Source organism: Pseudomonas sp. RSB 5.4 (genome assembly GCF_037126175.1).
Classification (GTDB): domain Bacteria; phylum Pseudomonadota; class Gammaproteobacteria; order Pseudomonadales; family Pseudomonadaceae; genus Aquipseudomonas; species Aquipseudomonas fluorescens_H.
In genome coordinates, this window is sequence record NZ_CP146986.1 from 3,968,382 (window position 1) to 3,981,540 (window position 13,159).

7 protein-coding genes, 1 tRNA gene and 1 pseudogene are annotated in these 13,159 nt (G+C 59.2%); all 9 read left to right on the forward strand.

Annotated features, from left to right (window positions below; translation table 11 throughout):
- The first annotated feature begins 39 nt into the window (after nucleotides 1-39).
- The 9 genes and pseudogenes from rpoD to pqqF all read left to right on the forward strand — a co-directional run bounded on the left by rpoD (nucleotide 40) and on the right by pqqF (nucleotide 13,104).
- Nucleotides 40-1,887, forward strand: a complete 1,848-nt coding sequence (gene rpoD, locus V9L13_RS18010) for an RNA polymerase sigma factor RpoD (RefSeq protein WP_003228865.1) — start codon at nucleotides 40-42, stop codon at nucleotides 1,885-1,887.
- A 125-nt stretch (nucleotides 1,888-2,012) separates the two neighbouring features.
- Nucleotides 2,013-5,759 (forward strand): EAL domain-containing protein, encoded by a 3,747-nt coding sequence (locus V9L13_RS18015; protein ID WP_338800150.1) that lies wholly within the window; start codon nucleotides 2,013-2,015, stop codon nucleotides 5,757-5,759.
- A gap of 15 nt (nucleotides 5,760-5,774) precedes the next feature.
- A tRNA-Ile gene (locus V9L13_RS18020) sits at nucleotides 5,775-5,851 on the forward strand.
- A gap of 310 nt (nucleotides 5,852-6,161) precedes the next feature.
- Nucleotides 6,162-6,767, forward strand: coding sequence for a nucleotidyltransferase domain-containing protein (locus V9L13_RS18025; RefSeq protein WP_338800151.1), 606 nt, complete (start codon nucleotides 6,162-6,164; stop codon nucleotides 6,765-6,767).
- Nucleotides 6,754-7,165, forward strand: a pseudogene (locus V9L13_RS18030) (hypothetical protein). The gene V9L13_RS18025 and the pseudogene V9L13_RS18030 overlap by 14 nt, the downstream one beginning before the upstream one ends.
- Before the next feature lie 178 nt (nucleotides 7,166-7,343).
- Nucleotides 7,344-7,805 carry an Lrp/AsnC family transcriptional regulator gene (locus V9L13_RS18035; RefSeq protein WP_007966501.1) on the forward strand — a complete coding sequence of 154 codons (462 nt, stop codon included), beginning with the start codon at nucleotides 7,344-7,346 and terminating at the stop codon, nucleotides 7,803-7,805.
- 343 nt (nucleotides 7,806-8,148) lie between these two features.
- Nucleotides 8,149-9,831 carry an FAD-dependent oxidoreductase gene (locus V9L13_RS18040; RefSeq protein WP_338800152.1) on the forward strand — a complete coding sequence of 561 codons (1,683 nt, stop codon included), beginning with the start codon at nucleotides 8,149-8,151 and terminating at the stop codon, nucleotides 9,829-9,831.
- A gap of 12 nt (nucleotides 9,832-9,843) precedes the next feature.
- The gene (locus tag V9L13_RS18045; RefSeq protein WP_338800153.1) at nucleotides 9,844-10,638 is read left to right on the forward strand and encodes a carbon-nitrogen hydrolase family protein; all 795 of its coding nucleotides are present in this window, start codon (nucleotides 9,844-9,846) and stop codon (nucleotides 10,636-10,638) included.
- 48 nt (nucleotides 10,639-10,686) lie between these two features.
- A complete protein-coding gene (gene pqqF / locus V9L13_RS18050) occupies nucleotides 10,687-13,104 on the forward strand; it encodes a pyrroloquinoline quinone biosynthesis protein PqqF (protein ID WP_338800154.1) in 2,418 nt (805 codons plus the stop codon).
- The last annotated feature ends 55 nt before the right edge of the window (nucleotides 13,105-13,159 follow it).

Genomic DNA, 13,159 nt, shown 5'->3' on the forward strand with positions numbered 1-13,159 from the left:
TGTTTTTTGCCCGCCAAGACCTTCAGTGGATAGGGTGTTATGTCCGGAAAAGCGCAACAGCAGTCTCGTATTATTGAGTTGATCAAACTGGGTCGTGAGCAGAAGTATCTGACTTACGCCGAGGTCAACGACCATCTGCCCGAGGATATTTCAGATCCGGAGCAGGTGGAAGACATCATCCGCATGATTAACGACATGGGGATCCCCGTACACGAGAGTGCTCCGGATGCGGACGCCCTTATGTTGGCCGACGCCGATACCGACGAGGCCGCTGCGGAAGAAGCAGCCGCCGCGTTGGCAGCGGTGGAGACCGATATCGGTCGCACCACTGACCCTGTGCGCATGTATATGCGTGAGATGGGTACGGTCGAGCTTCTGACTCGTGAAGGCGAAATCGAAATCGCCAAACGTATCGAAGAAGGCATCCGTGAAGTGATGAGCGCTATTGCGCACTTCCCTGGCACGGTTGACCACATTCTCTCCGAGTACACTCGCGTCACCACCGAAGGTGGTCGCCTGTCCGACGTTCTGAGCGGTTACATCGACCCGGACGACGGCATTGCGCCGCCGGCTGCCGAAGTGCCACCGCCGATCGACGCGAAAGCCGCCAAGGCTGACGACGATACCGACGACGATGACGCCGAAGCTTCGGATGACGAAGAAGAAGCCGAAAGCGGTCCGGATCCGGTCATCGCTGCCCAGCGTTTCGGCGCTGTGGCCGATCAGATGGAAATCACCCGCAAGGCCCTGAAAAAGCACGGTCGTCACAACAAGGCAGCGGTTGCCGAGTTGCTGGTTCTGGCCGAGCTGTTCATGCCGATCAAACTGGTGCCGAAGCAATTCGAAGCCCTGGTCGAGCGTGTTCGCAGTGCCCTGGATCGTCTGCGTCAGCAAGAGCGCGCGATCATGCAACTGTGCGTACGTGATGCACGTATGCCACGCGCCGATTTCCTGCGTCAGTTCCCGGGCAATGAAGTCGACGAAAGCTGGTCCGATGCCCTGGCCAAAGGCAAGAGCAAATACGCCGAAGCCATTGGTCGCGTACAGCCGGATATCATTCGTTGCCAGCAGAAGCTGACCGCGCTGGAAACCGAGACCGGTCTGACCATCGCTGAAATCAAGGACATCAACCGTCGCATGTCGATCGGTGAGGCCAAGGCCCGCCGCGCGAAGAAAGAGATGGTTGAAGCCAACTTGCGTCTGGTGATCTCGATCGCCAAGAAGTACACCAACCGCGGCCTGCAATTCCTCGATCTGATCCAGGAAGGCAACATCGGTCTGATGAAAGCGGTGGACAAGTTCGAATACCGTCGTGGTTACAAGTTCTCGACTTATGCCACCTGGTGGATCCGTCAAGCGATCACTCGCTCGATCGCCGACCAGGCCCGCACCATCCGTATTCCGGTGCACATGATCGAGACGATCAACAAGCTCAACCGCATTTCCCGCCAGATGCTGCAGGAAATGGGTCGCGAACCGACCCCGGAAGAGCTGGGCGAACGCATGGAAATGCCTGAGGACAAGATCCGCAAGGTATTGAAGATCGCTAAAGAGCCGATCTCCATGGAAACCCCGATCGGTGATGACGAAGACTCTCATCTGGGTGACTTCATCGAAGACTCGACCATGCAGTCGCCAATCGATGTTGCAACCGTTGAAAGCCTGAAAGAAGCGACCCGCGAAGTGCTGTCCGGCCTCACTGCCCGTGAAGCCAAGGTACTGCGCATGCGCTTCGGTATCGACATGAACACCGACCACACACTCGAAGAAGTGGGCAAACAGTTTGACGTAACGCGTGAGCGGATCCGTCAGATCGAAGCCAAGGCGCTGCGCAAGCTGCGCCACCCGACGCGAAGCGAGCATCTGCGCTCCTTCCTCGACGAGTGATACCAGAACCCCCGGCCCAGGCCGGGGGTTTTGTTTATGGGCAGATTAAATCCCTCTCACCCCCCTCCCCTGCATACCCCGTCTACACTCGAAAACAATGAATCCCGTGCCATAACGAGACGGTTATGCCCAGACTGGCGCCCTTGCTTTTCTTGCTGTCACTGATGATCTGGACCGCAACGGCTGACGCGCTGACTCTGACCGATGAAGAACGTAGCTGGCTGGCGGCTCACCCGGACTTGCGCCTGGGTGTCGATGCTTCGTGGCCGCCTTTCGAGTTCCGCGATGATGAAAACCGCTATCAGGGCCTGGCCGCCGACTATATCGGCGTGATCCGCCAGCGACTGGCGATCAATCTCACCCCCGTCGAACCCTCGAGCTGGACCGAAGTACTGGAGCAGGTCAAACACGGCAAGATCGATCTGCTGCCGGGCATCATGTCCACCCCGGAGCGGCAAAACTATCTGTCATTCACTCGCCCCTACCTCGACTTCCCCATTGTCATCCTCGCCCACGTCGGCGGCGCCCAGCCCCGCAAGATAGAGGATTTGTACGGTTTGAAGATTGCGGTCGTGGAAAACTACGCCCCCCATGAACTGCTGCGTACACATCACCCGGATCTGAATCTGGTGGCCATGCCCAATGTCAGCTCGACCTTGCAGGCATTGGCCACCGGCCAGGTCGACGCGGTTGTCGGCGATCTCGCTTCCAGTGTCTGGAGCCTGCGCCAACTCAAGCTCGAAGGCTTGTACGTCAGCGGCGAAACACCGTACCGCTACCAGTTGGCGATGGCTGTACCGCGTGACAACAAAATGCTGGTGGAGATTCTGGACAAAGTCCTCGCCGACATGACCCCGGACGAGATCAGCAGCATTCAGGAACATTGGGTCGGCAACGTCCTCGACCATCGGACATTCTGGTCGGACCTGCTGATTTATGGTCTACCCGGTCTGTCGCTGCTGGTGATCATTCTGGCGGTGGTCATTCGCATCAATCGCCGCTTGAGTTCGGAAATTGCCCGACGTGTCGACCTCGAACAGGAATTGCGCAGCAGCGAATACCACTACCGCGGGCTGGTGGAAAGCCTGTCGGCCATCGCCTGGGAAGCGCGCATAAGCGACTTCACCTACAGCTATGTGTCGCCCCATGCCGAGGATCTGCTCGGTTATCCACAGGCGCACTGGCTGATTCCGGGCTTCTGGCGCAACATCATTCACCCCGCCGACCTGACCCGCGCCCAGGCCTTCTGTGATGACGCGGTACGTGAAGGACGCGATCACACCCTCGACTATCGGGTGATCACCGCAGACGGGCGCTGTCTGTGGGTGCGCGACATTGTCAGTCTGATTGAACATGGCCATGAGCCGGTGATGCGTGGCTTGATGATCGACATCAGCGAAACCAAACGGACCGAAGAAGCGCTGCGCCTGTCGGAACAGAAGTTCGCCTCGGTGTTCCAGCAATGCCCGGACATTCTGGTGATCGCGCGGCTGTCCGATGGCTGCCTGCTGGAAGTCAACGAGGCCTTTGAAGAACAGATAGGCCTGAAAGCGGAAGAAGTCGTCGGCCAGACCGCCACTGAACTCAACATCTGGGGCATTCCCGGGGTCGGCCCGGGACTGTTGCAGCGCTTGCAGGCCGGCAGCATCCGCAACCTGGAGATGCCTTTTCGCCGCAACAATGGCCATGTGTTCACCGGCCTGATTTCCGCCGAGCCGTTCGATCTCGACACCACTCCGGCGCTGGTGGTCGTAGTGCGCGACATCACCCAGCTCAAGGAAACCCAACAGCAACTGCAAACTTCCGAAGAGAAGTTCGCCAAGGCCTTCCACGCCTCGCCGGATGGATTACTGTTGTCGCGGCAAAGCGATGGCCTGTTACTGGAGGTCAACGAGGGCTTCAGCCGCATCACCGGCTTCAACAGCGCGATGTCGGTGGATCGCTCGGCGCTGGACCTGGGGATCTGGGTCAACCTCAACGAACGCAAGCAGATGCTCGATCTGCTGCACCGCGACGGCTTCGTACGCGACTTTACCTGCCATATCCGTCGCAGCGACGGGCAGATCCGTCTGTGCGAAGTGTCCAGCCGCCCCCTGCCGATCGGCGACGAAGACTGCATGCTGACCATCGCCCGGGACATCACCGAGCGCCATCTGATGCAGGAAAAACTGCAGCAGGCCGCCACCGTATTCGAGAGCACTGCCGAAGGTGTACTGATCACTGACACTCAGCAGCACATCAGCGCGGTCAACCGCGCGTTCACCGAAATCACCGGTTATAGCGAAAGTGAAGCCCTCGGCCACACCCCGCGTCTGCTCGCCTCCGGCCTGCACGACAGCGCGTTCTACGCAGCGATGTGGCACCAGTTGACCGACGAGGGACACTGGCAGGGCGAGATTTCCAACCGGCGCAAGAACGGCGAACTGTACCCGAGCTGGCTGACCATCAGCGCCGTGCGCAACCGCGACAAGTTCATCACCCACTTCGTCGCGGTATTTGCTGACATCTCCAGCCTGAAACACGCGCAAGCCAAGCTCGACTATCAAGCGCACCATGACCCGCTCACCGGCCTGCCGAATCGCACGCTGTTCGAAAGCCGCCTGCTGACCGCGCTGAACAGTCAGCAGGAAAACGGTGGTCAGGGCGCCGTGCTGTTCCTTGATCTCGACCGTTTCAAACACATCAACGACAGCCTCGGCCACCCGGTCGGCGACCTGCTGCTCAAGGGCATTGCCGTGCGCCTGAAAGAACAACTGCGCGATATCGACACCGTCGCGCGGCTGGGGGGCGACGAGTTCATCATCCTGCTGCCGGGCCTGCAACAAGTCAGCGATGCCGACAACATCGCAATCAAACTGCTCAACTGCTTTGGCGCACCGTTTCAGGCTGGTGAGCACGAGTTTTTTATCAGCGCCAGCATCGGCACCAGCCTGTATCCACGGGACGGCTGTGATGTCGCCACCCTGGTGAAAAACGCCGACGCGGCGATGTACCGCTCCAAGGCCAAGGGCCGCAACCGCGTCGAAAGCTACACCCGTGACCTCACCGCCCAGGCCAGCGAGCGTGTGGCACTGGAACACGAACTGCGCCGGGCCATCGAGCGCGAAGAGTTGTTCCTTTACTACCAACCGAAAATCAGCCTCGACGACCATCGCCTGGTCGGTGCCGAAGCGCTGATCCGCTGGCGCCACCCGACCTTCGGCGAGGTGCCGCCGGAGCACTTCATCCCGTTGGCCGAAGAGAACGGCATGATCCTGCAGATCGGCGATTGGGTGCTCGAGACCGCCTGCCGGCAGATGTTCGAGTGGAATCAGATCTACGACAGCCTTGGCCCGCTGTCGGTCAACCTGGCCGGCGCACAACTGCGGCAGCCGAATCTGCTCGGGCGCATCGAACAACTGCTCCGGGACAACCGTCTGCAGCCGGATTTACTGCAACTGGAAATTACCGAAAACTTCATCATGAGCCAGGCCGAAGAAGCACTGGCGGTGCTGCACCAGCTCAAACATCTGGGCGTTCAACTGGCGATCGACGACTTCGGCACCGGTTATTCTTCGCTCAGTTACCTGAAACGCCTGCCGCTGGACATCCTCAAGATTGACCAGTCATTTGTCCGCGGACTGCCCGATGACCCGCACGATGCGGCGATTGTCCGCGCGATCATCGCTCTGGGCCGGAGCATGCAATTCACCGTGATTGCCGAAGGCGTGGAAACCCAGGCCCAGCAACAATTCCTCGCCGCCGAAGGCTGCGAACAGATTCAGGGCTACATCGTCAGCCTGCCACTGCCCCCGGATGAATTCGCCGCAACGTTTCTTCGTGTAACCGTATCGGATTATTCGGATAGCACAGCCGCCAAACCGTCGCTATAATCCGCGGCCTACTGAGGGCCTATAGCTCAGTTGGTTAGAGCAGAGGACTCATAATCCTTTGGTCCACGGTTCAAGTCCGTGTGGGCCCACCACATTTGAGAGCCGCGCTATATGCGCGGCTTTTTCTTGGGCGATCGGTTGAGGGGAGAATCTTTGCGAGCGCAATGTTCGGAAGACCTCCCCGAAGGCTGCAGGCAAGTTCCGAAGCTGTGATTTGAAGCGCTTTGGTGTCTGTTGGGCTTTTCTTTGACGGGATACCCTCGAGGCGTCGCTGCTTATCAGCGGTCGGGCTAAGCGACTCACGAAAAAGGAAGCAAATCCATCTACAGTCTAATAAGCAGAGTTGAAAATTCCCAAAAAGGGACCTATCGCTCCCTTTTTGGGACACTTCCAGAGTCAACCATGCCGGTTATACCACTCAGCGATGCACTCTTTACCGCGACCCAGCAGAAGGTGTTGGCCATGTTGTATGGCAAACCGGATCAGAGCTTCTACGCCAATGAAATATCCCGCTGGGCCCAGGTGGGCAAGGGCAGCCTGATGCGTGAACTGGAGCGTATGCACGGTGCAGGCATTCTTACCATGAGTCGCCGGGGTAACCAGACGCACTATCAAGCCAACCCCGAATGCCCCATCTATACAGAACTGCTGGGGATCGTGCGCAAGACTTTTGGTATTGCAGAGCAGTTACGTGCGGCGTTGGCTCCAGTGAGCGATCAATTGGTATGGGCATTTATCTACGGTTCCGTCGCCAAGGGTAGCGAGCATGCCGGCAGTGACATCGACCTGATGCTGATTGGCGAAAACCTCAGTTACAGCGACTTGATGGAACGACTACTTCCCGTAGAGGAATACCTTGGCCGCACCATCAACCCTACGCTCTTTACATTGGTCGACTGGCAGGCCAGGAGAGCGGCTGACAACAGCTTTGTAGTGCGAGTTGAACAACAAGACAAAATTGATTTGATTGGCCGCAACCCAGCGGAGATTACCGATGGGCAGCAATGACAGTCTGGAAAACTTGGTGCGCAGCGGCTGCCTCAAAGACGAGCCACCAGATCGCAAGGAATGTGAAGGGCTGCTGCAATCAGCCACAGATCGTTTGAAAGATGCACACAGCGAGTCGCTTCGACCTCGCCTACAACGCCGCACATGCCTTGGCACTGACTGCCATGCGTCTGAAAGGTTTTCGCTCCGACCGTCGCTATCTGGTTTTTCAGTGCCTTGTGCACACTCTCGGCCTGAACAAAGTCCAGGTTCGTCTGTTCGCACTTTGTCACGAGCGGCGTAATCTGGCCGAGTACGAAGGGTATATGGACGTGGACGAGACGCTTCTGGCTGAGCTGTTAGCGACGACTGATGCCCTGTTACCTTTGGTGCAAGACGCGATGCTTGCGTGCAAATAATGCGCTGCCCCGTTCAGCAGTGAACAGCATCATTACAGTGAAACATCCAGCCACGTAACGAAGGAATGCCTGCACGACCCGCAAACACTTCGACATCTGCCCCTCTCTCGCCACAAGCGTCCGGTCAAACGAGCCTGTAACATGCAGAACCATTGACCCGCACCTCTGGAGCCAACCGTTGCCCGACACCCGCCCCCCCGCACTCGACGAAATCGACCGCCAACTGATCGCCGCCCTGCAAATCAACGCCCGCGAAAGCGTGGCCATGCTTGCCCGGCAGTTGGGCATTGCGCGGACCACCGTCACATCGCGGTTGGCGCGGCTGGAGAAGGCCAAGGTAATCACCGGATACGGCGTGCGTCTGGGTCAGCGCGTGGTCGATGGCGGGTTGCAGGCTTATGTCGGGATCAAGGTGCAGCCGCGTTCTGGCAAGGAAGTGCTGCGTCGCTTGAGTGCGATGGCGCAGGTGCAGCAGTTGTGTGCGGTGAGTGGCGAATTTGATTATGTGGCGTGGCTGCGCACGGACTCGCCGGAGCAACTGGATCAATTGCTGGATCAGATCGGCAGTGTGGACGGGGTGGAGAAGACCACGACTTCGATCATTTTGAGTAGCAAGATTGATCGAGGACAGCCGGTTTGAGTAATGGCAATAACCTTTCGGTTGGCAAATAGGGCCTCTTCGCGAGCAAGCCCGCTCCCACATTTGACCGGGTTGAGCGCAGAATCTGCGCCAGACACAAATCCACTGTGGGAGCGGGCTTGCTCGCGAAAGCGGTCTGTCAGCCGCCTTCTTTAGTGGAAGGAATATAGCCTTCGCTCCCACAATGATCGAAGTGAAGTCGGAGATTGTCACTTTGATCAATAGAATGGCAAAACGACGACACTTTGCGTCTTATTAACGTGTTCTACGCTCCCTAGAATGGCTGGCATCTTTTCCTATACTCAGACGCGCATCCTGCGTCGGGTCGCCAGCAAGGTCAGCCATGAACAAGAACAATCGCCATCCTGCAGACGGTAAGAAACCAGTCACCATTTTCGGCCCGGATTTCCCGTTCGCCTTCGATGACTGGATCGAACACCCTGCCGGTCTCGGCAGCATTCCTGAACAGCACCATGGCGCTGAAGTGGCGATTGTCGGCGCGGGTATCGCGGGTCTGGTGGCCGCTTACGAACTGATGAAGCTCGGTTTGAAACCGGTGGTGTACGAGGCCTCGAAACTGGGTGGCCGTCTGCGTTCGCAAGCGTTCAACGGCACCGATGGCATCGTTGCGGAACTGGGCGGCATGCGTTTCCCCGTGTCCTCAACTGCGTTCTACCACTATGTAGACAAGCTCGGTCTCGAGACCAAACCCTTCCCGAACCCACTGACGCCGGCCTCCGGCAGCACGGTGATCGATCTCGAAGGCAAAACCCATTACGCACAGAAACTGGCGGATCTTCCTGCACTGTTCCAGGAAGTGGCTGACGCCTGGGCGGATGCACTGGAGGCTGGCTCGCAGTTCGCCGATATCCAGCAAGCGATCCGTGACCGCGACGTACCACGCCTCAAAGAACTGTGGAACAAACTCGTTCCGCTGTGGGACGACCGCACGTTCTACGATTTCGTTGCCACTTCCAAAGCCTTCGCCAAACTCTCGTTTCATCACCGCGAAGTGTTCGGTCAGGTCGGTTTCGGTACTGGCGGCTGGGACTCGGACTTCCCCAACTCGATGCTGGAAATCTTCCGCGTGGTGATGACCAACTGCGATGATCACCAGCATCTGGTGGTTGGCGGTGTGGAGCAAGTGCCGCAAGGCATCTGGCGGCATGTGCCGGAGCGCTGCGTGCACTGGCCGGAAGGCACCAGCCTGAAATCCCTGCACCGTGGCGCGCCGCGTTCCGGGGTGAAGAAAATCGCCCACGCGCCGGACGGCCGTTTCGCCGTCACCGACAACAACGGCGACACCCGCGAATACGCCGCCGTGCTGACCACCTGCCAGAGCTGGCTGCTGACCACCCAGATCGAATGCGACGAAACCCTGTTCTCGCAGAAGATGTGGATGGCGCTGGACCGCACGCGCTACATGCAGTCGTCGAAGACCTTCGTGATGGTCGACCGGCCATTCTGGAAGGACAAGGATCCGGAAACCGGTCGCGACCTGATGAGCATGACCCTCACCGATCGCCTGACCCGTGGCACCTATCTGTTCGATAACGGTGACGACAAGCCGGGCGTGATCTGCCTGTCGTACTCGTGGATGAGCGACGCGCTGAAGATGCTGCCGCACCCGGTCGAGAAACGCGTGGAACTGGCATTGAACGCGCTGAAGAAGATCTACCCGAAAGTCGACATCGCCGCGCGGATCATCGGCGATCCGATCACCGTGTCGTGGGAAGCCGACCCGCACTTCCTCGGTGCATTCAAAGGCGCCCTGCCCGGCCACTATCGCTACAACCAGCGGATGTACGCGCACTTCATGCAGGACGACATGCCAGCCGAACAGCGCGGGATTTTCATCGCCGGCGATGACGTATCGTGGACGCCGGCATGGGTCGAAGGCGCGGTGCAGACCTCGCTCAACGCGGTGTGGGGCATCATGAAACACTTCGGCGGGTCGACACATAAAGCGAACCCGGGCCCGGGTGATGTGTTCAAAGACATCGGCCCTATCGCCCTGCCCGAGTAAGAGGATTCCCCGATGCGTGTAGCCCTTTACCAATGCCCACCGCTGCCACTGGACCCCGCCGCAAACCTGCATCGCCTGCAGCAACTGGCGATGGAGGCCAAGGGTGCCGACCTGCTGGTGCTGCCGGAAATGTTTCTGACCGGCTACAACATCGGCAAGGAAGCGGTCAGCACCTTGGCCGAGGTCTACAACGGCGAATGGGCGCAACAGATCGGTCGAATCGCCAAAGCCGCCGGGCTGGCAATTGCTTACGGGTACCCCGAGCGCACGGCCGACGGGCAGATCTACAACGCCGTGCAGTTGATCGACGCGCACGGCGAGCGCCTGTGCAATTACCGCAAGACCCATCTGTTCGGCGATCTTGATCGGTCAATGTTCAGCCCCGGCGAAGATGATTTTCCGGTTGTTGAACTCAACGGCTGGAAGCTCGGTTTCCTGATCTGCTACGACCTGGAGTTTCCCGAGAACGCGCGGCGTCTGGCGCTGGCCGGTGCCGAGCTGATTCTGGTGCCGACGGCAAACATGATTCCGTTCGATTTCGTCGCTGATGTCACCGTGCGCTCCCGCGCCTTCGAAAACCAGTGCTACGTGGCGTACGCCAACTATTGCGGGCATGAAGGCGAGATCCACTATTGCGGGCAAAGCAGCATCGCCGCGCCGGACGGCAGCCGTATCGCCCAGGCTGGCCTCGATGAAGCATTGATCGTCGGTGAGCTGGATCGCCAGTTGATGGCCGACTCCCGCGCCGCCAATCGCTACCTCAACGACCGTCGTCCCGAGCTTTACCACGCGTTGAACAAGCGCTGACCCCACGCAATCCGCTAGCATTGGCACTTCACTGTTCTGGAAGTGCCCATGCCTGCGCCAACTCCCCCTCGCCCCCACACTGAAACCCTGGCCAACGGCTTGCGCGTGACCCTGCGTCAGGTGCCCGGCTTGAAGCGTAGCGCCGCTGCGTTGCGGGTGGCGGCCGGTAGCCATGATGTGCCACTGGAGTGGCCGGGGCTGGCGCATTTCCTTGAGCATCTGCTGTTTCTCGGCACTGAGCGTTTTCCTGCGAGTCAGGCGCTGATGGCCTACGTGCAAAGTCACGGTGGGCAAGTAAATGCCAGTACCCGTGAACGCAGCACCGACTTCTTCTTCGAATTGCCGACCTCGGCCTTCAGCGCCGGGCTTGAGCGTCTGTCAGACATGCTCACCCACCCGCGTATGAATCCGCACGATCAATTGCGCGAACGGGAAGTGCTGGACGCGGAATTCGTCGCGTGGTCGCAAGATCCGACGGCTCAGCAGGAACTGGCGCTGTACGAGGGCTTGCGGGCCACACATCCGTTGCGCGGGTTTCATGCGGGGAATCGCGATAGCCTGAAAGTTGAGTTACCAGCGTTTCAGCAGGCACTGAAGGATTTCCATCAGCAGTTTTATCGCACCGGGCAAATGACGCTGAGCCTGGTCGGGCCGCAGAGCATTGAGGAGTTGAGCGTACTGGCACAGCAGTTCGCCGTGGCGCTGCCGGTTGGGGATAAAGTCCAGCAGGCAGCGCCGCTGCCATTGACGGTGAACAGTTATCAACAGTTCGGCGAGCGAAGCAGCAATCTGTTGTTCGCTTTCGAAGCACTGCCCGACTCATCCGCCGAAGCACTGGCGTTTCTCTGCCATTGGCTGAACAGCGCCAAGCCCGGCGGGCTGTTCGCCCATCTGCAACAACAAAGCCTCGCGGACGGTTTGAAAGCCGTGCCGCTGTATCAGTTCGCCGGGCAAGCGCTGCTGCATCTGCAATTCACCGGTTCCGCCGAATCCCTCAGCGCCATTCGCGAACAGCTGCTGGACTGGTTGAGTTTCTTCGCCGCGCAACAGGACTGGGCAGCGTTGCGCGAGGAGTACATCAAGTTGCTTGAGCGTCAGCAGCAAATCAGCGGTGCTCTGCCACTGGCGCGGCTCGACAGTGAACAACGCGAAAGCGGTCTGTCGGAAAACGGCGTCGTTGCGCTTAAACAGATCCTGCGCGACCTCGGTGTTGTGGATAACTTCAGCGACCATTGGCATCTGCCTGCCGACAACCCTTTCTTGGGCTCCAACGAGCCGCTGGCCAACGCCGGCCTGATTCGCGGCCAGACCAGCGCTCACCGTGGTTTGCGGACTTTCGCTCAGGATCGCTCCCGCGGGCGGCGTGAGCGTTCACCGATGCAATTCAGCCAGGCGTTGCCGGACAACAGTGATCTCGGCGCGATTTACCTGCGCTGGCAAACCGAAGCGGTGGCCAGTGTAAATCTGCAAGCCAAGCTGCAACGCAGTCTGCGGGAAACGCAGGAAGATGCGCGGCAGGCCGGCGTCGAGTTGGCGTTCAGTGCCACCGGTACGCAGTGGTTACTGAAACTGACCGGCCTGCAGGAGCCGATGCCCAGTGTCCTCGAACACGCGCTGAAATGCCTGACGCAAATTGACGTCGATTCCGCCAACGCAGAGCCAGAACCACCGCTGATACCGATCCGCCATTTGCTCAAGGCATTGCCTGAACGCTGTCTGCCATCAGCCGTTGAGTCGAACGACGCCAAACTGCTGTGGACAAGTTCGCGCTGGGACGGACTGGCTCTTGGCCTCAACGCGCAGACGCAATCGTCCATGGGCCTGGCCCTGAGCCGCATCCCTGGCACACCGGACAATCAATTGCCGGCAACGCCTGCGATCAACACGCAACATCTATGGAGCCACATCGACACCGCGTCCAGCGAACACGCCTTGCTGCTGTTCTGCCCGACCGCCAGCCACGAGATTGCCGATGAGGCCGCGTGGCGACTGCTCGCGCAACTGTGCCAGACCCCGTTCTATCAGCGTCTGCGGGTCGAATTGCAATTGGGCTACGCGGTGTTCAGCGCCCTGCGGCAGATGCATGGCCAGAGTGGATTGCTGTTCGGTGTGCAGTCGCCAAATACTGCGCCAGTTGAACTGCTTGGGCATATCCAGCAGTTCCTCGAGGGCATTCCTGCGCTGATCGAAAACCTCGATGAAGAGGACTTCAACCAGCAACGCCAGTCACTCGCGGATCAGTTCGATGAGAGTCATCTGTCCGGCAAAGACGCCGCCGAGTTGCTGTGGCAGGCCAAGCTCGCCGGCCACTCGTCGGATTATCTTGCGCAACTGCACACAGCCATTGGTCAACTGGAACGCTCAACATTGCTGGCGGCAGCGCAGCGCTTGCTCAACGCCAAGGGCGGCTGGCGCTGCCTGGCCAGCGAATCGTCACCCGGCGCGCCGTGGCAAGCGACAAAATGATCATTACCCAGGCTGCAAGGAGCTTTCTCAAAGATTCACGGGCAATACCGTTGAA